The organism is Aurantibrevibacter litoralis (assembly GCF_034651555.1).
GTDB classification, from domain to species: Bacteria; Bacteroidota; Bacteroidia; order Flavobacteriales; family Flavobacteriaceae; genus Aurantibrevibacter; species Aurantibrevibacter litoralis.
Map to the genome: position 1 here is coordinate 17,812 of NZ_JAYEEQ010000003.1, position 22,879 is coordinate 40,690.

The 22,879-nt window shown below is 39.9% G+C and carries 21 protein-coding genes; 11 read left to right on the plus strand and 10 right to left on the minus strand.

Annotated elements, in window-relative coordinates; all coding sequences use genetic code 11:
* The first annotated feature begins 144 nt into the window (after nt 1-144).
* Nucleotides 145-585, plus strand: coding sequence for an Hsp20/alpha crystallin family protein (locus tag U1E44_RS03740; RefSeq protein ID WP_322929706.1), 441 nt, complete (start codon nt 145-147; stop codon nt 583-585).
* Between the two features lie 223 nt (nt 586-808).
* Nucleotides 809-1,459 carry a hypothetical protein gene (locus tag U1E44_RS03745; RefSeq protein ID WP_322929707.1) on the plus strand — a complete coding sequence of 217 codons (651 nt, stop codon included), beginning with the start codon at nt 809-811 and terminating at the stop codon, nt 1,457-1,459.
* A gap of 279 nt (nt 1,460-1,738) precedes the next feature.
* Here the strand turns inward: U1E44_RS03745 and cls are convergent, their stop codons facing one another.
* The 10 genes from cls to U1E44_RS03795 form a co-directional block, all read right to left on the minus strand.
* On the minus strand, nt 1,739-3,160 hold the full coding sequence (cls, locus tag U1E44_RS03750; RefSeq protein WP_322929708.1) for a cardiolipin synthase: 1,422 nt from the start codon (nt 3,158-3,160) through the stop codon (nt 1,739-1,741).
* Nucleotides 3,161-3,311: 151 nt separating this feature from the next.
* Nucleotides 3,312-4,199, minus strand: a complete 888-nt coding sequence (locus tag U1E44_RS03755; protein WP_322929709.1) for a lysophospholipid acyltransferase family protein — start codon at nt 4,197-4,199, stop codon at nt 3,312-3,314.
* Nucleotides 4,200-4,790: 591 nt separating this feature from the next.
* Nucleotides 4,791-6,239 (minus strand): tagaturonate reductase, encoded by a 1,449-nt coding sequence (locus U1E44_RS03760; protein ID WP_322929710.1) that lies wholly within the window; start codon nt 6,237-6,239, stop codon nt 4,791-4,793.
* Between the two features lie 28 nt (nt 6,240-6,267).
* On the minus strand, nt 6,268-7,566 hold the full coding sequence (locus U1E44_RS03765) for a TRAP transporter large permease (RefSeq protein WP_322929711.1): 1,299 nt from the start codon (nt 7,564-7,566) through the stop codon (nt 6,268-6,270).
* Complete coding sequence (locus tag U1E44_RS03770) at nt 7,566-8,027, minus strand: TRAP transporter small permease (RefSeq protein WP_322929712.1); 462 nt, start codon at nt 8,025-8,027, stop codon at nt 7,566-7,568. The genes U1E44_RS03765 and U1E44_RS03770 overlap by 1 nt, the downstream gene beginning before the upstream one ends.
* A gap of 2 nt (nt 8,028-8,029) precedes the next feature.
* Nucleotides 8,030-9,019 (minus strand): TRAP transporter substrate-binding protein, encoded by a 990-nt coding sequence (locus U1E44_RS03775; protein ID WP_322929713.1) that lies wholly within the window; start codon nt 9,017-9,019, stop codon nt 8,030-8,032.
* Nucleotides 9,009-9,683: a bifunctional 4-hydroxy-2-oxoglutarate aldolase/2-dehydro-3-deoxy-phosphogluconate aldolase gene (locus tag U1E44_RS03780; RefSeq protein ID WP_322929714.1), complete on the minus strand. Its 675-nt coding sequence runs from the start codon at nt 9,681-9,683 to the stop codon at nt 9,009-9,011. Before U1E44_RS03780 ends, U1E44_RS03775 begins: the two co-directional genes overlap by 11 nt.
* Before the next feature lie 11 nt (nt 9,684-9,694).
* Nucleotides 9,695-10,735: a sugar kinase gene (locus U1E44_RS03785; RefSeq protein WP_322929715.1), complete on the minus strand. Its 1,041-nt coding sequence runs from the start codon at nt 10,733-10,735 to the stop codon at nt 9,695-9,697.
* A gap of 782 nt (nt 10,736-11,517) precedes the next feature.
* Complete coding sequence (locus U1E44_RS03790; RefSeq protein WP_322929716.1) at nt 11,518-12,417, minus strand: universal stress protein; 900 nt, start codon at nt 12,415-12,417, stop codon at nt 11,518-11,520.
* Nucleotides 12,418-12,708: 291 nt separating this feature from the next.
* Nucleotides 12,709-13,395, minus strand: a complete 687-nt coding sequence (locus tag U1E44_RS03795) for a Crp/Fnr family transcriptional regulator (protein ID WP_322929717.1) — start codon at nt 13,393-13,395, stop codon at nt 12,709-12,711.
* A gap of 126 nt (nt 13,396-13,521) precedes the next feature.
* Between U1E44_RS03795 and U1E44_RS03800 the strand changes: the two genes are divergently transcribed.
* The 9 genes from U1E44_RS03800 to U1E44_RS03840 all read left to right on the plus strand — a co-directional run bounded on the left by U1E44_RS03800 (nt 13,522) and on the right by U1E44_RS03840 (nt 22,850).
* Entirely contained in the window at nt 13,522-15,912 is a 2,391-nt protein-coding gene (locus U1E44_RS03800; RefSeq protein ID WP_322929718.1) for a heavy metal translocating P-type ATPase, read from the plus strand.
* A gap of 120 nt (nt 15,913-16,032) precedes the next feature.
* Nucleotides 16,033-16,491, plus strand: coding sequence for a hypothetical protein (locus U1E44_RS03805; RefSeq protein ID WP_322929719.1), 459 nt, complete (start codon nt 16,033-16,035; stop codon nt 16,489-16,491).
* A 61-nt stretch (nt 16,492-16,552) separates the two neighbouring features.
* Nucleotides 16,553-16,768, plus strand: a complete 216-nt coding sequence (gene ccoS, locus U1E44_RS03810; RefSeq protein WP_322929720.1) for a cbb3-type cytochrome oxidase assembly protein CcoS — start codon at nt 16,553-16,555, stop codon at nt 16,766-16,768.
* A gap of 3 nt (nt 16,769-16,771) precedes the next feature.
* Nucleotides 16,772-18,973: a cytochrome-c oxidase, cbb3-type subunit I gene (ccoN, locus tag U1E44_RS03815; RefSeq protein WP_322929721.1), complete on the plus strand. Its 2,202-nt coding sequence runs from the start codon at nt 16,772-16,774 to the stop codon at nt 18,971-18,973.
* A 2-nt stretch (nt 18,974-18,975) separates the two neighbouring features.
* On the plus strand, nt 18,976-19,170 hold the full coding sequence (locus tag U1E44_RS03820; protein WP_322929722.1) for a hypothetical protein: 195 nt from the start codon (nt 18,976-18,978) through the stop codon (nt 19,168-19,170).
* Nucleotides 19,167-20,039, plus strand: a complete 873-nt coding sequence (locus U1E44_RS03825) for a cbb3-type cytochrome c oxidase N-terminal domain-containing protein (RefSeq protein WP_322929723.1) — start codon at nt 19,167-19,169, stop codon at nt 20,037-20,039. The genes U1E44_RS03820 and U1E44_RS03825 overlap by 4 nt, the downstream gene beginning before the upstream one ends.
* Nucleotides 20,040-20,142: 103 nt before the next feature.
* On the plus strand, nt 20,143-21,552 hold the full coding sequence (gene ccoG, locus U1E44_RS03830) for a cytochrome c oxidase accessory protein CcoG (protein ID WP_322929724.1): 1,410 nt from the start codon (nt 20,143-20,145) through the stop codon (nt 21,550-21,552).
* A 144-nt stretch (nt 21,553-21,696) separates the two neighbouring features.
* Nucleotides 21,697-22,143, plus strand: coding sequence for a FixH family protein (locus U1E44_RS03835; protein WP_323673846.1), 447 nt, complete (start codon nt 21,697-21,699; stop codon nt 22,141-22,143).
* A 2-nt stretch (nt 22,144-22,145) separates the two neighbouring features.
* Nucleotides 22,146-22,850 carry a sulfite exporter TauE/SafE family protein gene (locus U1E44_RS03840; protein ID WP_322929726.1) on the plus strand — a complete coding sequence of 235 codons (705 nt, stop codon included), beginning with the start codon at nt 22,146-22,148 and terminating at the stop codon, nt 22,848-22,850.
* Nucleotides 22,851-22,879 lie beyond the last annotated feature (29 nt).

Sequence of the window (22,879 nt, forward strand, 5' to 3'; positions counted from 1 at the left end):
TACTTAAATAAAGGGGTACCTTCATTTATAGTTCATCTTCGCTATCAATGAGTTGCAAACTGATTTTTATCATTGGATTCCCTTTTGCGATGTGTTAATTTAGAGGTGGAAAAATAAAAATAGTAACCTTAAAATTAGAACGCTATGACACTGATTAAATTTAACAAAAACCTGTTTCCTTGGAATACCGGTTTAACCGATTTTATGGAGCGCGATGATTTTTTTAACGATGATTTCTACAATCTGGAAAGATCGTTGCCTGCAATGAACGTAACTGAGCATCCGGAAAATTTTGAAATTGAACTTGCATCTCCCGGATTTGAAAAAAAAGATTTTGAAATAACGTTAAAAGACCATGTTTTGGAAGTTGCCGCAAACAAGGATGAGACCTTAGAGTCTCAAGAAAAAGAGTTCACCAGAAAGGAGTTTAATTATCGATCCTTTAGAAGATCGCTGCAATTACCTAACACCATTGATGCATCTAAGGAGGTAAAAGCCACCTATAAAAATGGCATTTTAAAGCTTACACTACCCAAAATGGAAGCGGCCAAGCAAAAAGCGAAAAAGGTAATAGCGGTAAATTAATTTTTTTAAGCAACAATGGCAAACAGGATCCTATTCCTGTTTGCCATTTTTATTGTAAATTCACCATGGTTTACAACGTTTACGGTTTTTAGAAGGTAGTAAAATAAATACGAAGCCCCATAACCTGCCCAAATACTATAGACCAGATAGGTATACCTAAGAAATGGGAAATACCCACGAGTATAAATAAAGCCAGAGCTATGGCTTTTGATTTTTTGTATAAATGAAGAAAATTGGAATGCTGCTTGCAGTGGTTTTATGTGGTTGTGCCTCATCGACACGCCTGGTTCAAAACTGGAAAAATCCAGATATTGTCTTATTTCATGCCAATAAAGTACTGATTGTAGGGATGATTCAAAATCCCGAAAATCGCGAACGATTTGAGACTCAATTAGTGCAAGAGTTTACAGCTCGAGGAGTAGATGCTATGCGGAGTATTGATTTGTTTGATGTAGAATTTACGCTTTCGGCAAAAACGGAAGAAGAAGTAGCGCGGGTAGAGGAACAATTGCTAGCCAAAGATTTTGATGCTATTTTGGTTACCAAAGTTGTTGGTTCTGAAAGTGCAAAGACCCTTGGAAAACGAATCGCAGAATTAGAAAACCTAACCGGAAAATTTAAAGAAGACTATCTGCATCACCAAGATATCTACTACGATTCTGATTATTATGGGAAATATAAACTGTATCATACAGAAACCTCTTTGTATTGCATTTGCGTAGCCAAAGAAGAAGAGCTTATTTGGCAAGCTGCCATAGATATTCCGGATCCCAAAAATGTGGAAAAATCAATGAATAGCTATATTGATTTGTTGGTAGCTACCTTAAAAGCACAAGATTTGGTCTTTATTAGCGATCATAAATACAAAATGTAGGGTTTTTCATAGCGGGATACTCATAACGGTGTTCGTTGTAGAAAAGTCCACCGCTAAAAATCATTGAAAATGGCTAAATTCATGCTATAGATATTAAATGCCCCTCATAGCCCACGGTTTACACCGTGGGCTATGAAAAATGCGATGCCCCATCGAAACCGCTTTAACGATTTTAAAAATAGGATAAACAAACCCAACAAAACAGAAAACCAAATCGATGAATTGGTTTATCGGCTTTATGATTTGACGGCAGCGCGTGTCTACCCAACCACAGCAAGGTTATAAAATTGGACTAAAAATTTTCGCAGTACCTTCTTTTAGTTTCGACCAAAAGGAACGTTTTAGAAATTCGGCATAGGTAATCCTTTTGCTCTTTTCGCAATCCAACAAAAAATCTGTTTTTAGTTTTTTAGCGAAATCGGCATCGTACATTACGGCGTTAACCTCATAATTCTGTTCAAAACTTCGGATGTCCATATTGGCAGTGCCAATGGAGGTAACCTCGTCGTCCATAATGATGATTTTACTATGCAAGAATCCGTCCGGAAACAGGTAGATTTTTACACCTGCTTTTAAAAGCATTTCAAAATAAGATCGGACAGTTAGCGATACCAGTTTACTGTCTGCTTTTTCAGAAATCAACAGTCGCACATCTACTCCGCTGCGTGCGGCTACTTGTAGGGCTTCTAAAAGTTCTTGCCCGGGAATGACATACGGATTGGTAATGTAAATATATTTTTTGGCATTAGTGATCATATAAAAGTACGCCTGCCCTATGGTGGAAAAGTAATCGTCCGGTCCGCCGGGAGCAATTTGTACCACCAAAGAATCGCCCGCATGGGTAACCGTATTTGGTTGTGTAAAAACACCTTCGTCTCCGGAAACAATAAACAAATCTGCTGTAAAAATAGCTTCCAATTGTTGTGCCGCCATCCCAGTAAGCTGAATGTGCATATCGTGCCATTTACCTAGTACAGGATCTCCGCTAACGTATTTGTCGGCAATATTCATTCCGCCCGTAAATGCTATGCGACCATCAATCGCCAAAATTTTCCTGTGGTTTCGGTAGTTAAGATTGGTTAAAAATCGATCCCATTTAAATGGAAGAAAGGGAAATATTTCAACCCCAATAGCTTTTAACCGTGCAATATATTTTTTGCTCAAGGAGTAGCTTCCTACACCATCGTAAATCATTTTTACCCGCACACCTTCCTTTATTTTAGTTTCAAAGAGGTGAAACATTCGCTGCGCCAAGGCACCATCTTCAAAAATATAGTATTGCACATAAATATGATTACGCGCCTGCTCAATAGCCCTAAAAATAGCATTAAAGGCCGCTTGGCCATTCTTGAGCAGCTGCACCGAATTTTGCGAGGTAGGGGAAAAGCCCGAATTGTTTTCAATTAAATAAGACAGTCTTTGGTAATGTGCTAAGTGTGTTACATTGGCATCCTCTAGATACCATCTTTTTTTTACATCTTGCAAAAAGCCTTTTATACGCTCATGCTCTTTAAGGGTATGTAATTTGTGAATTCTTCGGTTTCTACCCAATAAAAAATACAAAAGAATACCGCCCACGGGAATGGTAAAAATAGCCAAGAGCCAAGCCAATGTTTTTGAGGGCCGTACCCCATGAAGCAAGAGGCCTACAACCAACGAAAGCGCTAAAAGCGAATATAAAACGATCAGTGCCGTGTACATGAGGCTATAATGATGTTACGCAGTCTCATAAAAGTACAAACAATTAGGAAAAAACAGGCAGTAAATTAAGCTTTTCGTGTACGCTGTAGGCGGTTTTAGTTGTCTAAGTTTGGTAGTGGCGAAAGGGTAGAAAAAAATGTACCTGCAGTACTTAAATGACATCGCCAGTAAGTTGTAATTTCCATCGTCTATGGCTCCAAAGCCAAAGTTCGGGAGAAGATGAAATTGCATTTTCTAGCGTAGAGGCATATTTATATACAAGTTCCTTGTTTTTAACAAGTGAGGGTTTTTCGTCAATTAATTGAAATTGTAGTTCATAATACCCTCGTTTCCACTTTTTAAAATAGGGAAATACAACCACAGGATCGGTTTTTTTGGCAATTTTTTCTGCACCCGTAAAGAAGGCAGTTTCCCGGTTCAAAAATTCAAACCAATATTTAGTGCTGGTTTTAGTGGGACTTTGATCGCCAATGATGCAATTTAGCACCGGATCTTTAGAATCCTTTAAGCCTATAAGGGTTCTATAGCCTTTTTCTGAGGGTACACAATGTACACCAAATCGTTCTCTAATACGTTTCGCTAAACCGTCGAAATATTTGTTTTTAAGCGGTTTGTAAAAAGTATTGGCCTGATAAGGAAAAAATATGGGTAAAAAAATAAGCCATTCCCAATTGCCCTGATGGGCGGTGTAGAGCAAAATGTTTTTCCGTTCATTAATGTAGTGTTCCAGAAAATCCGGATTTTTTAGTGTAAGATGCTTGCGTACAAATTTCTTGCTCGCCGTAAGTGTTTTGATTGATTCGAAAATGATATCGCAAAAATGCCGGTAAAAATTACGCTCAATTTTTTTTATCTCGGCACTACTTTTAGAAGGAAAGGCGTGTTTCAGATTGTCGTACACTACTTTTCTCCGATACTTAAATACATAATACAGTAAAAAGAAGAGGCCATCAGATACTACATATAAGATAGGCATTGGCATTAGGGATATGCCATAAAATGGAAGGTATTTTAAGTATGAAATATACTTTTTTGTCATTCTATTCAAAAAAGGTTACACTTTGCCGTTCACATGGTCGCTTTGCATCAAAAGGATGCGACCAAAACAATACCGTTTCGCAAAAAGTACCGTTCCTTAACTATGGAAATGCAATTAGTGCTACTGTTATAGTCGCTATATCCTTATAAATCTTTCGGTTTTTAGTTTCGAAAACAAAATTAATTTCTTTCTCTGTTTTCTGTAGCAAAAAGAACCTCGTTTTTTTTAGATACGTGTTCAATCTAAAGATTCCCAGACCCTTGGGTAGTGATTTCCTATTTACTTCTCCTTAGGAGTGGTCAGAACTTCTTTTTTGAAGTTCAGGATGAGGTAAAATACAAAATTTCGGATTTTGGCTGAAAGGGCAAAATTAGACTAGCGAAATACTTCTATGGCTTGCCTCTGGGATAGTCAGTTTCAAGAAATTTTTTATTGATGACGCTCCTTATTTAACTTTCATTATAACAGAAAAATCAGGTAAAACAGCTACGAGAATAGGGGTAAAGCCCTTTGCAAAACACAGGTAAGTTTCCTAACTATAGCAAAATTTGTTATCCAAAATGGTAAAATTATGAAAGTATGTAGGCATCTTTAAGCCTTAGCTGTACTATAGTGCCGAAACCCTTTTTCAACGCCTTTTTCTTCTAGGTGTTGCAAAGCGATGCAGAGTGCATTAGCCAATCCTTCTATTTTATTGAGATCTTCATCCCACAATTCCGTGTTTTCTAAGACGCCTTGTACAATGGTTGGGATATGGTTTGATTTCCAGATATTTTTAAAAAAAGATACAATTTCAGGTGCGTCTTTTACCGGTAAGGGAGTACCCTGCCATGTGCCTTGGTAAAACCGAATGAGGCAGGCAAAGGCAAACGTAAGGTGTTTAGGGACATTCCGATTTAGGGCGTGGTACGCTAAAATACTAGGCAAAACCCGTACTTTAAATTTAGAAACAGCGTTTAAGGCAATGCTTGCCAGATAGTGCGTTATAAAAGGATTTTTAAACCGATCAAAAACAGTGGCTGCATAATGTTCCAATTCCGAACGATGCATCGGCAGGGTTGGGATGATTTCGTTGATCACCGCATTGCGAATAAAAGTTCCTGTAAACGAATTTTCTACAGATTCCTTTACCGTTTCAATTCCGTATAGCAAGGCAATAGGCACTAAACAGCTATGCGCACCATTTAAAATGCGCACTTTTCGAGTTCGGTAGGGTTGCAGGTCTGCTACAATAGGTACATCTAAATCGGTATGATGAAAAGGCAATATAGCGCTCAAGGTAGCATCACCTTCAATAACCCACAGAAAATAGGTTTCTGAGGTTACGATGAGCTCGTCTTCATAGTCAAGCTCCTTTTGGTAGATGGGCAAATCTTCTTTTGGATATCCCGGAACAATTCTATCTACCAATGTGTTGTGGAAACTGCAATGTGCTTGCAACCAATCATTAAATTCCGAGCCCAATTGCCAATCAGAACTATAGCGTAAGATAATTTCCTTGAGTTTATCGGCGTTATAGTTAATCAATTCACAAGGCAGTATGGCAACTCCTTTTTCGGGTGCTCCCTTAAAATGAACAAAACGTCTGTATAGCAGCACGGTGAGCTTCGCAGGAAAGGATATGGGAGGTTGCAGTTCTAGGCTATCAGTTTCACGATATACAATGCCCGCTTCTGTGGTATTAGAAACAATAAACCGGAGTTCTGCTTCCTGAGCCAAAGCTAAAAAATTGGCATAGTGATGATATGGATTTACAGTTTTTACAATATTGGAAATGAGTTCCTTTTCCTCCACTGCGCAACCATTTTGAAAACCTTTTTGGAATAAGGTATAAAGACCGTCTTGTGTTTCTAAGGTGCTCACCGGGCTTTGGTCAATGGCAGTGACTACCGCAATACCGGCGTTAAAGTCGTGTGCTGTATTTAATTTTTGAATGGCATAGCCTACAAAAGCCCTTAAAAAATTGCCCTTGCCAAATTGGACTATTTTAATGGGTAGCTGCTTTTCTATGCCTGTATTTTTACGATTTAATTTTTTCATAGGAATACGTGCAACTCCGTATAGCAATTTATAACCCAAATAGACTCGGAAGCCACAGGCTTATTTGTGGAAAATAGGTGATAAGAAAAAGAGCAAAAATCATGGCGAGAAATAAGGGAACCAAGGGTTTTACAACTTTTTCTATAGTTGTTTTTGCAATGCTTACCCCTACAAATAAAACCGAGCCCACCGGAGGAGTACAAAGTCCTATACAAAGGTTAAGCACCATGATAATTCCAAAATGTACCGGATCCATGCCTAAGGCAGTTACTACCGGTAGAAAAATGGGCGTAAATATCAATACCGCAGGCGTCATATCCATAAAAATACCCACAAACAACAACAGCAAATTTATAATCAGTAAAATGACTATTTTGTTATCACTTAGACTCAATAGACCTGTGCTAATATCTTGCGGTATATTTTCGTAGGAAAGCACCCAAGACATGCTCATGGAAGCACCAATAAGCAGCATTACAATTGCTGTTGTAGCAGAAGAATCTAGTAATATTCCCGGTAACTTTTTAAACGAAATCTCTTTATACATAAACCCCAGTACCAGAGTGTATAATACTGCAATGGCTGAAGCTTCTGTGGCTGTAAAAATCCCTACCACAATACCCCCAATGACGACCACTAAAAGCAATAAACTGGGAAAGGCATTTACAAAAGTTTTGATGACTTCTTTTAAGGAACTGCGTTTGCCTAATTTGTAGTTTTTCTTTTTGGCCCAAATAGACGCAATTACCATGAGGAATAAGCCGGTTAAAATACCTGGTATGTAACCAGCCAGAAAAAGGGCTGCAATAGAAACACCACCACTGGCCAGCGAATAAATAATGAGCACATTGCTTGGAGGTATAACCAACCCAATCGTAGAAGAAGTAATATTTACAGCGGCACCAAATTCTTTAGAATACCCGTCCTTTTCCATTTCCGGGCCTAAGATGCTGCCCATAGCCGAGGCAGAGGCCATAGCCGAACCTGCAATGGCACCCATAAGCATGGCAGCTATAATGTTGATTAAAGCCAAGCCACCCGGTAAGGCGCCCACCAAGGTTTTCGCAAAAGCAATTAGTCTATGCGCAATACCACCTTTATTCATTAATTCTCCTGAGAGGATAAAAAATGGAATAGCCAGCAACGCAAAACTGTCTAATCCGGTGCCCATACGTTGTGCTATGGTGGTAAAGGCCGGAATTGCCGGAATACTAACCATCATGGTAAGCATTGAAGCTATAGCTATGCTCCAGGCTACGGGAGTGCCAATGGCTAATAAACTTAAAAAGCTGATGATTAATACAATTACAGGAATAAATTCTGTCATTAGGAGCGTTTTAGGAGATCAGCAATTTTATAATACATAATGAGTACACCACTTACGGGGATAACCAAATACACAAAAGCCAGTGGAATTTGTAAGGCGGGCGATTGTTGCCCTAGCAGATACGAAATGTATACCAGACGACACCCACCTACCACAAAGGCGAGAAGTGCAAAAAGAATCACAAGTATGGCCACAAAATGATATAGTTTTCTTTGGGCTTTTGGACTTAATTTGGAGGGCAACAGATTAATAGCCACATGCTGATTCTTACCCGCCACATAGGCAGCTCCTAAGATACCGATCCAGATCATTAAATAACGGGCAAGTTCATCGGTAAAGGAACTTGGGCTGCCTAGCACAAATCGTGTAAACACTTGCCAAAGCACGTTTAAGGTCATAATCGCCATAATGAGCATTAAAAGGCGTTCCAATAGTTGGTCTATTTTGGCTCTGAAGGTCATATTTAATGGGTTTCTTGTATTTGTTGAATCAATTCGGACATTACTGCATCATTGGCGTAGGCTTCATAAATACCTTGCACTTTTTCCAAGAATAAAGTCTTATCGGGTCGTATAATGGTTACGCCTTGTTCTTCCACTGCCTTAAGGGCTTCCGCTTCCGAAATAGCCCATAATTTTCGCTGGTTAGGTACCGAACGATTTGCAGCGGTCTGGAGCCATTCTTTTTCTTGTTCGTTAAGTCTGTCCCATAGGGTAGTGCCAGCTACCAAAATATCGGGCAGTACGGTATGCTCGTCTAAGGAATAATATTTACATACCTCATAGTGGCGAGAAAGGTAAAAACTTGGTGGATTATTCTCTGCGCCATCAACCACACCTTGTTGCAATGAAGTGTATAATTCGCCCCACGAAATAGGGGTAGGGGAGCCTCCTAAATTTTTTACCATATCCATGGAAGTTACACTTTCTTGAACCCTTATTTTAAGACCAGAAAGATCCTCGGGAGAGTTAACTGGGGTTTCCTTAGTATAAAAACTACGGCTTCCGGCATCGTAATAGGCCAATCCTTTTAGCCAATATTTAGATCCTTCATTTAAAAGAGATTTGCCAATGGGACCGTCTAGCACTTTAAAAGAATGTTCCCTATCCCTAAACAGAAACGGGATGCCAAAAACCTTCATTTTAGGAGAAAAGTTTTCCATAGCACCAGCAGAGACTTTGGTTAAGTCCAAACTTCCAATTTGCAAAAGTTCCAAACATTCTCGTTCGCTGCCCAATTGCTGGTTGGGGTAAATTTCTAATACAAGTCGGCCTCCAGAGATTTCTTTTAAATCCTTGCCCATCTGCACCATGGCTTTGTGTACCGAGTGGTTCACGTCCAAACCGTGTCCAAGTTTTAGAATCTTTTCATCTCCTATGGAGCCACAACCTGAAACAAGAAAAAGAATCGCAAGTAGCGTAAAAAAAGAAAACGGTGCGTTTTTAGGATACATTTCTTATTTTTTTGATGAAAGCTAGGGTGGTCTCTACGGTTTGTTGTAGTCCTACAAAATCTTCATTTTGTAAAGCGTTTTTTGTAATTAGTTGCGACCCCATGCCCACACAGGTCACTCCCGCATCAAACCAACTTTTTAAATTGGTCTCGTCGGTACTTACCCCACCGGTGGGCATAATACTAGTCCATGGTTGGGGTCCTTTAATCGCTTTTACAAATGCAGGGCCGTAGATATCTCCGGGAAATAGCTTAATGATTTCGCACCCTAATTCTTCGGCTCGGTTAATTTCGGTTAACGAACCACAACCTGGAGACCAAAGTACTTTACGCCGATTACAGGCTACGGCAATATCTTCGCGAAGCGATGGGGTAACAATAAAGTTAGCACCCATTTGCATGAATTGCGAGGCTGCCCCGGCATCCGTTATGGAGCCTACACCCATGATCATTCCGGGTAGGTTCTTGAGGGCAAATTTTTGAAGTTCGGAAAACACTTCGAAAGCAAAATCGCCACGCGCCGTAAATTCTAGCAATCGAGCGCCACCCTCATAACAGGCTTGGAGAACTTTTTTTCCTAGGGCTACATCCGGATGATAAAAAAGAGGTACAAGACCGGTTTCCTTCATTGCGGTTGCCACTTCTATTCTAGTATATTGAGCCATATTTGGTTGTATTATCGAGCCACACGTCCAGACGCATCGCCTTCCATTAGTTTGGTAACTTCTTCAACGGTTACAAGATTGGCATCTCCTTTAATTGTATGTTTTAAACAGGAAGCCGCTACCGCAAAGTCGAGCGCGTTTTGATCATCTTCGGGATATTTTAGTAACCCATAGATAAGGCCACCCATAAAAGAATCGCCACCGCCCACACGGTCTACAATATCGGTGATTTGGTATTGCCGTGATTCGTACATCTTTTTGCCGTCATACAAAACCCCAGCCCAGGTATTGTGCGATGCACTTATAGAACCTCTTAGCGTGGTAATCACTTTTTTCGCATTAGGGAATTTAGCCATCATTTGCTTACAAACCGATAGGAATGCCGATGCGCTTACATCATGGCCTTGCGTAGTAACATCCAGACCTTCCGGTTTAATTTGAAAATGTTTTTCCGCATCTTCTTCGTTACCTAAAATGACATCGCAGTACGAGGTAAGTGCTGTCATTATGGCTTCCCGATCTCCACCGTATTTCCAGAGTTTCGCGCGGTAATTTAAATCGGTAGAAATAGGGATACCTAGCTTTTGAGCCACCTTAACGGCCTCCAAACAGGCATCTGCTGCACCCTGCGAGATTGCCGGGGTTATACCTGTCCAGTGAAACCAACCTGCGCCGTCAAAAACTTTTTCCCAATCAATCATGCCCGGTTTAATTTCACTTATGGCCGAGTGCGATCGATCGTAAACCACTTTGCTGCCTCGACTTACAGCACCGGTCTCTAGAAAATAGATGCCTAGGCGATCTCCTCCATAAATTATATGATCCGTACCCACATTGCGTTTGCGCATTTCCATTAAGGCACATTCGCCAATATCGTTTTTGGGTAAACGGGTTACAAAATCTACCGGTACGCCATAATTTGCTAACGAAACCGCAACGTTGCTTTCACCACCGCCATACACCACATCAAAACGATCGGTCTGCGAAAATCTTAAAAATCCGGGAGGCGAGAGTCGCAACATAATTTCCCCGAAGGTCACCACTTTTTTCATCTGTTTCTATTTATTTTTTTAAATTGGTCGTGCTTCGACTGCGCTCAGCACAGGAGTGTAACTCGCCAATACGCATTCTTCTGTGTGTTACACATTTTAGCAAGGTTCGTTTCATCCATTTATACATATTTGTTTATAAAAGATATCATTTACGCAATCATCGAGATTTAAAATACTCCTGCATTTACCGGTCTCTTCCATTCCCGTCCGTGACAGCAAGGGCGGGCGTGTAAACCTAATGTTAAGGTTTCTTTTACTGCTTATTGGGCGATCACTAGGGCAACTACGCATCTTCATTATCTTTCGAAAATTACCACATCCTTACAACACAAAAAAATAGCTTTATGGTTAAAGTTTGGTTCTAAAAATACGCTATAACTTTTATATTTTTATCCTTCAGGGCGTTGTTAAGGGCTTACGACAAGGTTGAAACCAAACTGCCGATACGACCTTATCCTTATAGCTATCAAAAACATTGAACAAACTGTAACAACTATATTCTTAATCTACACGCACAAAATGTGTGCGCACACAAAACTAATAAAATATTTGTACACTAAAACGATGTTGGCTAAAATTATGTTTTTCTCAAAAAAATTTACACATAAAAAAAATCGAATCCAAAGTGTTTTGGCACGATATGTATAATTTTAAAAGTAAGGATACCTTTAGTAGGTTGTGTCTTATAGAGGCTGCACTATCCGCTTGGAAAAAGCACTGTTCATTATCGCACGTTTTAAAACCAAAATTTTCAAATTGTTCAAAGAAACGACCTATTTTCTTTATACCGTAGTGCTTTCTTCTTTGGTGTTTTTAGTTTTGGTAGAGGTTGCCATTCCTAGCTCCGGGATTACCAAAAGCGGAATTTGTGTTTGGAATGCGGCTTGCTTAATAATGGGTTCGCGTGTAAGTTTTTCCATAAAACTATGGGCGTATTTGAGCATGACCAAAAGATGAATATCCAATTCGGTAGTAAACAGTTCTAAGGTTTTGGTTATGGAATTTAGTCTAGTTTCCTGATGTACATAATGGGTAATGTCTTTCAGATATTTTCGCAACATCGCCAGGTTAAATTGCTGCATCTCGGTAAGTTTGGCATTGGCTTCTTGTACATGTACAATCTGTACCGTGGCGTTAAAGCTGGTGGCTAAATCTATAAGCGGTTGTAGCTCCGAAGACGTAAAAAACCTATTAAAATCCGTGGCAAAAGCAATTTCTGTAGGCGCCGTAAAGTCAGAATATTGTGGGACGGCGAGTACGGGACAATTTTTAATAGATTTTATAATCCGCACTGTGTTGCTGCCCATAAAAACGGCTTCCAGTCCGGAAGCTCCCTTTGTACCTGTAACGATAAGATCCGCATTTACGGCCTCCACCACTTTTTCAATTTCATCTACCAATAGATTAAATGACGAAACTGTTGTAAAATGATGCTTGGGATTGGCATATTCTGTAGAAAGACGTAGCCGTACTTCATCTAATTTCTGTTGAGAATCGTTATGGGTAGTATCCTCTAAGTGCCCTCTACCCGAAACCGCCATAAAACGACTGTAAGAAATAGCAGGAGTATAGGTATTTAGCAAATGAAATACGCAGGCTTCCTCTTTATAGAGTGCTATCGCATATCGTGCAGCATTCATTGCATTTTCAGAAAAGTCCGTAGGTAATATTATATTTTTCAATTTTAATCGAATTAAAATAAAGTTCAAAAATACATAGAGTACCCTGCAGAAACTATGATATATATCATTCAATCTAAAGATTCCTCGCCCCTTGGGTAGGGGTTTCCTGTTTATCGCTCCTTTGGAGAGGTCGGAACTGCCTTTTTGCAGTTCCGGGTGAGGTAAAATACAACATTTCGGTTTTTGGCTCAAAGGCGAAAATGAAACTGGCGAAATCCGTACTTAGCGCAGTAGAAGTATACCCCTATGGCTTGCCTCGGGGATAGTCAGTTCCAAGAAATTTTTTATTTCTTAGAACCCTACAATAAGTTCCCGGAGTTTCTTTTCGTCCCCAATACCTATTTTTTTTCCGGAAGTCAACAGAAGCCCTTTCTTTTTAAATTCTGAAATAACCCTTATGGCAGATTCCGTGGCGGTACCTACTAAATTGGCAATTTCCTCTCTAGAAAGTACAAGGGCAATGAAGCCGTCTTTATCTTCACCAAAATTTGTTTTTAGATATAGAAAAACTTCGGCTACGCGCTGATGCACTGTTTTTTGAGACATGTTTACGATAACATCATCGGCTTGTTTTAAATCATGAGCCATATGACGCAGCATTTCTAGCGTAAAATTAGGATTCTGGCTCAAAGCATTGGTAATTTTTTCTTTGGGAATATAACACACTGTCATTTCATTTACGGCAACTGCTCCCAAATTGACCGCTTCAGCCACAATAACAGATCGCTGTCCTAATACTTCACCTTTACTGACCAACTTTACAATTTGATCTTTACCGTTGGCACTAAGCTTGGATAGTTTTGACACGCCTTCGCGAATGCAGTACACCCCGTGTAATTTTTCGCCTTCGTTAAAAATAACCTCTCCCTTTTTAATGGTTTTGGTAATTTTACTATCCGATACTTTTTTGAGTTCTTCTGTGCTCATGGCTCGCAGCGCATTGAACTGCCGGATGATACAATTTTCGCATTTGCTCATGGCTTTAATTTTAAAGAGAAAATTCAAAATTACAACGGTTTAAAAGTTTGCAAACTGATAATTATCATGGTACAAAAGCCCTCCGATATACATCTTTGTATTCTGGTAGAAAGCAAATGAATGTGTATGGACAACAACAACTGTTATCATTGTGGGGATGATTGCGGTAAAAAGCCTATAATTTGGGATAAGCAGCAGTTTTGTTGCGATGGCTGTAAGACCGTGTACGAAATTTTTCAGAAGAATGATTTGTCTCATTATTATGAAATAAGAGCCGCTGCAGGGGCATCTTCTAAAGAAGCTGAAGGCAAATACGACTTTCTTGCAGTACCTGATATTGTTGAAAAGTTGTTGGAGTTTAATGAAGACCGGCTACAAATTGTAAATCTTTATATTCCGCACATTCATTGCAGTTCCTGTATCTGGATCCTAGAAAATCTGAATAGGTTACAGCCTTCCGTACTCAATTCTCAAGTAGATTTTCCTAAAAAAACTGTTCGGATTACCTACAAATCCGATACCTTTAATTTACAGCAATTAGTACTGCTTTTGGCGCGTATTGGGTATGAACCTTATATTTCATTAGAGGATCACGATAAAGGTAAAAAACAGATCAATCGAGATCTTATATACAAATTGGGAGTAGCAGGATTCGCTTTTGGCAATGTCATGTTTCTCTCTTTTCCCGAGTATTTAGATATGCCCCGCGATGGAGTAGGAGAGTATTGGTTAGAAGAGTACAAAGGGCTTTTTAGAGGGTTGATGTTTGCTTTTTCACTTCCCGTTGTTTTTTATGCAGCACAAGATTATTTTATATCGGCCTATAAGGGATTGCGCTCCAAAATTTTAAATATGGACGTGCCCATAGCCTTAGGCATTATGGTGTTATTTCTAAGAAGTAGCATTGAAATTATGTTCAATTGGGGTTCAGGTTTTTTTGATAGCCTCACGGGTTTGGTCTTTTTTCTGTTGATCGGAAAGTTTTTTCAGCAAAAAACGTATGCCTTTCTTTCCTTTGAGCGCGATTATAAATCGTATTTCCCCATTGCAGTAACCAAGATTGATGAAAACCGCAACGAATCTTCGATACAGGTTTATGAAATTAAGGCGGGCGACACACTCCTGATCCGAAATCAGGAACTAATTCCCGTAGATGGCATTCTGGTATCCGGAAAGGCAAAGATAGACTACAGTTTTGTTACCGGAGAATCGCAACCTACCGAAAAGGCAATAGGCGACCGAATTTTTGCGGGGGGTAAGCAAATGTACGGCGCTATGGAAATGAAGGCGTTAAAGTCGGTTTCTCAAAGTTACCTTACTCAGCTTTGGAGCGACGCCGTTTTTAAGGAAAGTAAATCGGGGAAATTTCAAAATATTACAGATCGTATTGGGAAGCGGTTTACCATTGCCGTCCTAAGCATTGCCTTTGCCGCTACTACGTTTTGGATTTTTCACGATCCTAAAATGGCGATTAATGTGTTAACGGCAGTTCTAATTATAGCCTGTCCATGTGCTATTGCGCTGGCTGCACCATTTACCTTGGGCAATATGCTTCGCATCTTTGGGCGTAAAAAACTGTATTTAAAAGATGCACAAGCCATTGAGCGTTTGGCGCAAATTGATACGGCCATTTTCGATAAAACAGGCACCTTAACATCTGCCACAAAATTACAAGCTACCTACGAAGGAATGGTACTTACAAAAGAAGAAGAATCACTTCTTAAAAACACTTTGCGCGCTTCTAACCACCCACTAAGTAGATCATTATACGCCCTGCTGGCCGAACACGATATTGTAACCCTAGACACCTACGAGGAACATGTAGGAAAGGGAATTGAAGCCGGGGCAGGAGATGATAAAATTAGAATTGGTTCAGCTGGTTTTGCGGGGGGCGATGTAGTGCCTAAAGCCTCAGATACCGCAATCCATATTACTGCCAACAATGACTACAAGGGGTGTTATGTTTTTAATAATCACTATAGAGAAGGGCTTTCCGATGTTTTTTTATCCTTGTCAAAACACATGCAGCTCGTGGTCTTGTCCGGCGATAATGCCGGGGAACGATCTCGGTTGCAAGCCATATTACCTACTGAAACTAGGCTTATTTTTAATCAAAAACCGGAACAAAAACTGTCTGTCGTGCGCACCTTACAAGCATTAGGCAAAAAAGTGTTGATGGTGGGTGATGGTCTTAATGATGCAGGCGCTTTAATGCAGAGCCATGTAGGCATAGCCATTTCAGAAGATATTAATGTATTTTCACCTGCCTGCGATGGTATTCTGGATGCTTCCAAGTTTAAAGAATTACCCCGGTATATGGAAGCTGCCAAAAGTGCCATGAAAATTATCAACTTTAGTTTTATGCTTTCGTTGATGTACAATGTGGTGGGACTCTATTTTGCAGTAACCGGACAATTGCAACCAGTGATTGCCGCTATTTTAATGCCGTTAAGTTCTATTAGTATAGTGGCGTTTACCACTTTAATGACCAATAGGGTAGGAAGCAAATTGGATTAAAGTCAAAGCCTATGGCAGCCCATAATATACCCGAATGGTACAAGCCTGTAGCTATAAAAAAAAGAACATACCCATCAATATATACAATTAAGCACCAATAATTTGTAAACCTGTCTAGCAATGAAACTCCAACAAACTAAAAATACAGCACTTTTAAATAAAATAAGACAAAATTCTTTCTTGGCCATTTCTATCGGATTGGTGTATTTGTGGTTTGGATATTTAAAATTCTTTCATGGACTAAGTCCGGCTGAAGGATTGGCAAAAGACACCATACACGCCCTTACGTTTGGTTTAATACCCAGCAATATGAGTATTGTGCTATTAGCTATAATGGAAGTTGGCATTGGGATCGTTCTGATAGTAAACGTATTCCGAAAAAAAATTATCATTTTGGCGTTGTTGCATTTGGCATGCACGTTTACACCGCTTTTATTGTTTTCGGAGGCATCATTTGCCATTTCACCTTATGTACCAACCCTTTTAGGGCAATATATAGCAAAGAACATTATTATAGTGGGGGCTCTTTTAGTGTTATTTCGAGAAGAAAACAAATTGGCGGTAAGGGCTAAGAACTGATAATTGTCATGTTATGAAAGGCGGTCAAACACTAGTTTTACACCAAATTTAATTCGACCGCATGAGCGTGATCTATTTATTGTTAGCCCTTAGTATCCTTGTGGCCATCGTTTTTTTTATTGCATTTATCATTTCTGTTAGAAATGGGCAGTATGACGACGCCTATACCCCTTCCGTCCGAATGCTTTTTGAAGATGAATTAGTAAAAAAACCGTCTTCTGAAAGTACTCCTCAAAATAACAAATCGAAACCAATTAGTAAAAATCAAAAAGTATAGTTTATGGAAGTACAGCAATTTTATTACGATAATAAAATCGTAAAGAAGTTTATTTATGCCACCTTACTTTGGGGAATTGTGGGCATGTCTGTGGGGCTTTTGTTAGCCTTTATGTTTCTGTTCCCTAACGTAACCGATGGCATCTCATGGCTTAGTTTTGGACGCCTACGTCCTTTACACACCAATGCGGTCATTTTTGCTTTTGTAGGCAATGCGATTTTTGCGGGTATTTATTATTCTACACAGCGGCTCTTAAAGGCCAGAATGTTTAGTGATGCGTTAAGTAACTTTAATTTTTGGGGTTGGCAAGCCATAATAGTCGCTGCGGCTATTACCCTTCCATTGGGCTATACAAGTTCTAAAGAGTACGCCGAACTAGAATGGCCTATAGATATCGCTATTGCGTTGGTTTGGGTTGCTTTTGGTGCAAACCTAATCGGCACCATGCTAAAAAGAAGACAACGACATTTGTATGTGGCTATTTGGTTTTACCTCGCAACTTTTGTTACCGTTGCTGTACTTCACATTTTTAACAGTTTGGCGCTGCCTGTAAGTGCCTTAAAAAGCTACTCCGTTTATGCAGGGGTGCAAGATGCGTTGGTGCAGTGGTGGTATGGCCATAATGCAGTGGCTTTCTTTTTAACTACGCCGTTTTTAGGGTTAATGTATTATTTTGTGCCCAAGGCGGCGAACAGACCTGTGTATTCATATCGTCTTTCTATTGTTCACTTTTGGTCGCTTATATTTATTTATATATGGGCCGGTCCACACCATTTACTATACTCGTCCTTACCCGATTGGGCACAAAATTTAGGCGTAGCCTTTTCTATAATGCTTATAGCGCCTTCTTGGGGAGGGATGATCAATGGCTTATTAACGCTGCGAGGCGCCTGGGATAAGGTGCGTACAGATCCTACATTAAAATTCATGGTGGTAGCCATTACCGGCTATGGTATGGCCACGTTTGAAGGCCCAATGCTTTCCCTGAAAAATGTAAATGCCATTGCCCACTTTAGTGATTGGATTATTGCTCACGTGCACGTAGGAGCCTTAGCTTGGAACGGATTTATGACGTTTGGCATGATCTATTGGTTGGTACCAAAAATGTTTAAAACCAGACTCTTTTCACTCGGGTTGGCCAACCTGCACTTCTGGATAGGCACCTTGGGCATTGTTTTGTATGCCTTGCCGATGTACGTTGCAGGATTTACCCAAGCCTTAATGTGGAAGGAATTTAACCCAGACGGTACGTTGGTCTACGGCAATTTCTTAGAAACCGTAAACGAGATTATACCCATGTATTGGATGCGTGCCATAGGAGGAACCCTTTTCATCGTCGGTGCACTTATCATGTTATACAACATTATAAAAACCGTACGTGCAGGTAGTGCAGTAACCGACGAGCTCGCCGAGGCTGCCGCCCTTACCAAAGTTTCTAAAAGACGTATTGCCGGAGAAACCTATCATACGTGGTTAGAGCGCAAGCCGGTTCAGTTAACCCTGCTTGCTACGGTTGCCATTTTAATTGGCGGTGTCATTCAAATAGTTCCAACACTACTAGTAAAATCAAATATACCTACCATCACCAGTGTTACACCGTATACGCCTTTGGAGCTAGAGGGTCGGGATTTATATATCCGTGAAGGCTGTGTGGGCTGTCATTCCCAAATGATACGACCCTTTCGGAGTGAGGTAGAACGGTATGGAGAATATGCCAAAGCGGGTGAATTTGTGTACGATCATCCCTTCTTATGGGGTAGCAAACGAACAGGTCCCGATTTATTACGAATAGGGGGCAAGTATTCCGATAGTTGGCATTTTAACCATATGTACGATCCGCAAAGTACGTCTTCAGGTTCCATAATGCCCGCTTATCAGTGGCTCATACGAAGCGCACATGACAGAAGTGGCGTTCAGGGAAAAATGAAAGCTATGGTTAGTTTAGGAGTCCCATATTCCGATGAGGAGATCGCCAATGCACAGAGCGCTATGGATGCACAAGCCCTTGAGATAGAAAAGAATCTATATGCCGATCCGGATTTTGTAAAAAGCTACGAGGCAGACAAGCAGTTTGCAGCCGAAAATGGTGAACCGTTTGTGGAGATGCGAGATCGTGAAATAGTGTCGCTTATTGCCTATTTACAACGATTGGGCACCGACATCAAAATTAAGAATGCCGACGAATACCTTACTAAAAACAATTAGTTATGATGAAGTTTGTAAAGAATTATATGGAAAGTATCGATGGGGTAGCCACGTATCCCATGATTTCCTTGCTTATTTTCTTTGTATTTTTTGTACTTCTCTTTTGGTGGGTAGCTACCGCTAAAAAGGAATATATACAGGAAGTAAGTGAGTTACCGCTAGATTTAAATAACCCAGATAAAGAGGAATCATTATGAAAAATTCAATACCTTGGTGGATTCGTGTCCCCGCCATTTTCTTTCTCATATTTATAGCCATGGAGTTCTTTATAGACTCTGGCGATAAACCGGCTTTTATAGCCTACCCAATTACACAATTTTTTCTATTGCTTGTACTGCTTATTTTAGTTGCGATCGAATTAATTCTTCGATCTATAGAAAATGTAATGTACCAAACGCTATCCGAAGAGGCAAAGCAACGTTACGATGCATCTAATGCTACCGCTAAAGAATGGACCTGGGGAAAGGAAATGTGGAAAAAGCTTACCGGAAATAAACCCCTAGAAGAAGAAGGCGAGATCATTTTAGACCACAATTACGATGGTATTAGGGAGCTAGACAATAAGCTCCCGCCATGGTGGGTCTATATGTTCTATGCCACTATTATTTTTGGTGTGATTTATATGGTGCGCTTCCATATTTTTAACGATTATGATCAGGATACAGAGTACGAGCGCGATGTAGCGCAGGCGCAATTGGAAATTGAAGCGTATAAAAAAACTGCCAAGGGCCTCGTGGATGCAACTACCGTAGAATTGCTTACAGAACCTTCCGATCTCAGTGCAGGCAAAGCTATTTTCGAAGCCAATTGTGTAGCGTGTCATATGGCCGACGGCGGTGGGGGTATAGGTCCCAACCTAACTGATGCTTACTATATTCTTGGTGGTGGTATTAAAAATGTGTTTCATACCATTTCCGAAGGGGGAAGGGACGGTAAAGGTATGGTTGCTTGGAAACAAAGCCTTAAGCCTTTAGAGATAGCTCAGGTAGCCAGTTATGTGATTGGCATGGAGGGTAGCACACCAGCCAATCCAAAAGCACCGGAAGGTGAAATTTGGAATGAATAAATGAATATGGTTTAGGGTGTAATTTTTTTATTCAGGGAAGTATTCCCAAAGTTGAAGATGTGGATGAACGCTGTTGCAAGAACCACAAAACCAAAAATTATAAATGGACGATCAATTCAGGGATTCAATTGGCACGATTAATAAAGAGGGCAAACGGGCTTGGATTTTTCCAAAAAAACCTAGTGGCAGCTACTACCGATACCGGAAATGGGTAAGCTATGGACTGTTACTGTTTTTGTTTTTGGCACCTTTTATAAAAATTAATGGCAACCAATTTTTAATGTTCAATGTGTTAGAACGGCGCTTCAATATATTTGGAGCTCCTTTTTGGCCACAGGATTTTTACTTGTTTGTGATTATAATGATTATTGGGGTGGTTTTTGTATCCCTCTTCACCGTAGCTTTTGGTCGTATTTTTTGCGGGTGGATGTGTCCTCAAACCATTTTTATGGAAATGGTTTTTAGAAGGATTGAGTATTGGATTGATGGCGATAGAGGCGCACAAATAAAACTGGATAGACAAGCCTGGAATGCTGAAAAAATTAGAAAGCGATTGCTAAAATGGACACTATTCTTTATCATATCCTTTTTAATTGCCAATGTATTTTTAGCCTATTTAATTGGGAGCGATAGATTGCTGAACTATGTGTTTGAAGGTCCTTTTGCCCACCTCAGCACACTACTGTCGTTGCTCGTTTTTACGCTGGTATTCTACTTTGTTTTTGCCTGGTTTCGGGAACAAGTGTGTATTATTGCGTGTCCGTATGGTAGATTGCAAGGAGTGCTTTTAGATAATAAATCTATTGTAGTAGCCTATGATCATAAAAGGGGCGAAGCCGAAAATGGCCGAAAAAAATTCAGGAAGGGCGAAGATAGAAACGCATTAGGTCATGGGGATTGTATCGATTGCTTTCAGTGTGTTAATGTTTGCCCAACAGGTATCGATATCCGAAATGGCACTCAGTTGGAGTGTGTTAATTGCACCGCGTGCATCGATGAGTGTGATGAAATCATGGAAAAAGTAAACCTGCCTAAGGGATTAATACGGTATGCTAGCGAGGACAATATCGAAAGAAAGGCCAAATTCAAATTTACACCGAGACTAAAAGCCTATACAGCTGTGTTAACTATTTTGACCGGACTTTTAATTGGTATGCTTTTTTTGAGAAGTGATTTGGAGGCGAATATCTTACGATTACCGGGGCAGTTATATGAACATAAAGAGGGAAATATTATAAGCAATGTGTATACCTTTAAACTTATCAATAAAACAACCAAGGACTATACCGATGTACAATTTCGATTACAATCTCATAAGGGATCCATCAATTTGGTGAGAAAGGGTGCTGTAAGTGTTCCTGCGCAAGGTCTGGCAGAAGGTACTTTATTTATCGAAATAAACGCCGCCGCATTAACTGGAGATAAAGATAAATTGGAAATAGGGGTGTATAGCGGCGACACATTGATTGAAACCACTACGGCCCGATTTTTAGCACCAAGAAGTTATAGATAAGGAGGAGGCTAAATTTAGGGTGTATCACAATATAAGGTTGCTGCTGTAAAAGTTATCCGGAAGTGGGTTTTTTCTACTCCCTGTACCTTTTTTGAAGCCTCTTTCTTAGATTTATTTTTTTTAATTATTATGAACAAAAAGAATATGAAAATAAATTGGGGAACCGGAATTGTATTGGCATTTGTAGGATTTATAAGTTTTATCTTGTTCTTTGTGATACGCATGAGTACAGACTCAAGAACAAATCACGATTTGGTCACCGAAGAGTATTATAAGGCCGAGTTGGGGTATCAACAAGAAATAGACGCCGCCCGTAACGCCAGAGACCGTAAAAAACAAATCAGTATAAAAAAAACATCGGAAGGTTTATTACTGATTTTTCCGGAAAATGTAGATCCGAAACTGATACAAGGAACAGTGTCCCTATACAGACCCTCCAACAAACATTTGGATGTTAACTTGCCCATAAGTTTGTCCAATGCCCATTTGCTCATACCAGATCAAAACTTGTTAGAGGGTCGCTGGGACATTTCTGTTTTTTGGGAATATGAGAATCAAAAATACTTGCATAAAGAAAGTATTACCTATTAATCATGGTACTATCTGCCCTTATTTTAGGCCTTTTAGGAAGCCTGCACTGCGTAGGAATGTGTGGGCCTATCGCTTTTATGCTTCCCGTAGACCGCACGAACAAGACAAAAAAAGTCGGACAAATTGCGTTGTATCATGGCGGGAGATTATTGGCGTATAGTAGTATTGGCTTGTTGTTTGGCCTTTTCGGTAAAGGTCTCTATGTTTTTGGAATTCAACAAAAACTTTCTATTGCCATTGGTATTCTTATGATCCTTGCGGTGTGCTTGCCAGTAGGCTGGTTTAAGAATTTTAGTCCAACAAAACCATTGCATAAGTTCATAGGGCATCTTAAATCGACATTAGGAAAAGAACTCTCCAAAAAAACGGCAGACACTTTTTTAACCATCGGTTTTCTAAATGGTTTTCTGCCTTGTGGCATGGTATATATGGCCTTGTTTGGTGCAATAGCAATGGGCGATGCCTTAACAGGTTCCCTTTATATGATGCTTTTTGGCTTGGGTACCGTACCTTTAATGACTTCCGCTATTTATTTTAAAGGACTTCTAAAGGGTATAACAAGACAAAAGGTAACCAAATTAGTACCAATTTTTACAGTACTTATTGGGATTCTTTTTATATTACGTGGATTAGGTCTCGGTATTCCCTACATCTCTCCGGAGCCGGTGGTAACGTTAGTTTCGAATACTGTAGATTGTATACCGTAAGAGGGTAAAGAAGGTGGAAGCGCGAATTT

What these genes read in the sequence shown, in the direction of transcription:
- U1E44_RS03765 (WP_322929711.1), bottom strand. Translation starts at nt 7,566, where the DNA reads ATGACAGAATTTATTCCTGTAATTGTATTAATCATCAGCTTTTTAAGT.
- U1E44_RS03795 (WP_322929717.1), bottom strand. Translation starts at nt 13,395, where the DNA reads ATGAGCAAATGCGAAAATTGTATCATCCGGCAGTTCAATGCGCTGCGA.
- U1E44_RS03770 (WP_322929712.1), bottom strand. Translation starts at nt 8,027, where the DNA reads ATGACCTTCAGAGCCAAAATAGACCAACTATTGGAACGCCTTTTAATG.
- U1E44_RS03820 (WP_322929722.1), top strand. Translation starts at nt 18,976, where the DNA reads ATGATGAAGTTTGTAAAGAATTATATGGAAAGTATCGATGGGGTAGCC.
- U1E44_RS03740 (WP_322929706.1), top strand. Translation starts at nt 145, where the DNA reads ATGACACTGATTAAATTTAACAAAAACCTGTTTCCTTGGAATACCGGT.
- U1E44_RS03775 (WP_322929713.1), bottom strand. Translation starts at nt 9,019, where the DNA reads ATGTATCCTAAAAACGCACCGTTTTCTTTTTTTACGCTACTTGCGATT.
- U1E44_RS03785 (WP_322929715.1), bottom strand. Translation starts at nt 10,735, where the DNA reads ATGAAAAAAGTGGTGACCTTCGGGGAAATTATGTTGCGACTCTCGCCT.
- ccoG (WP_322929724.1), top strand. Translation starts at nt 20,143, where the DNA reads ATGGACGATCAATTCAGGGATTCAATTGGCACGATTAATAAAGAGGGC.
- U1E44_RS03780 (WP_322929714.1), bottom strand. Translation starts at nt 9,683, where the DNA reads ATGGCTCAATATACTAGAATAGAAGTGGCAACCGCAATGAAGGAAACC.
- cls (WP_322929708.1), bottom strand. Translation starts at nt 3,160, where the DNA reads ATGTACACGGCACTGATCGTTTTATATTCGCTTTTAGCGCTTTCGTTG.
- U1E44_RS03745 (WP_322929707.1), top strand. Translation starts at nt 809, where the DNA reads ATGAAGAAAATTGGAATGCTGCTTGCAGTGGTTTTATGTGGTTGTGCC.
- ccoN (WP_322929721.1), top strand. Translation starts at nt 16,772, where the DNA reads ATGGAAGTACAGCAATTTTATTACGATAATAAAATCGTAAAGAAGTTT.
- U1E44_RS03800 (WP_322929718.1), top strand. Translation starts at nt 13,522, where the DNA reads ATGGACAACAACAACTGTTATCATTGTGGGGATGATTGCGGTAAAAAG.
- U1E44_RS03840 (WP_322929726.1), top strand. Translation starts at nt 22,146, where the DNA reads ATGGTACTATCTGCCCTTATTTTAGGCCTTTTAGGAAGCCTGCACTGC.
- U1E44_RS03755 (WP_322929709.1), bottom strand. Translation starts at nt 4,199, where the DNA reads ATGACAAAAAAGTATATTTCATACTTAAAATACCTTCCATTTTATGGC.
- ccoS (WP_322929720.1), top strand. Translation starts at nt 16,553, where the DNA reads ATGAGCGTGATCTATTTATTGTTAGCCCTTAGTATCCTTGTGGCCATC.
- U1E44_RS03835 (WP_323673846.1), top strand. Translation starts at nt 21,697, where the DNA reads ATGAAAATAAATTGGGGAACCGGAATTGTATTGGCATTTGTAGGATTT.
- U1E44_RS03805 (WP_322929719.1), top strand. Translation starts at nt 16,033, where the DNA reads ATGAAACTCCAACAAACTAAAAATACAGCACTTTTAAATAAAATAAGA.
- U1E44_RS03825 (WP_322929723.1), top strand. Translation starts at nt 19,167, where the DNA reads ATGAAAAATTCAATACCTTGGTGGATTCGTGTCCCCGCCATTTTCTTT.
- U1E44_RS03760 (WP_322929710.1), bottom strand. Translation starts at nt 6,239, where the DNA reads ATGAAAAAATTAAATCGTAAAAATACAGGCATAGAAAAGCAGCTACCC.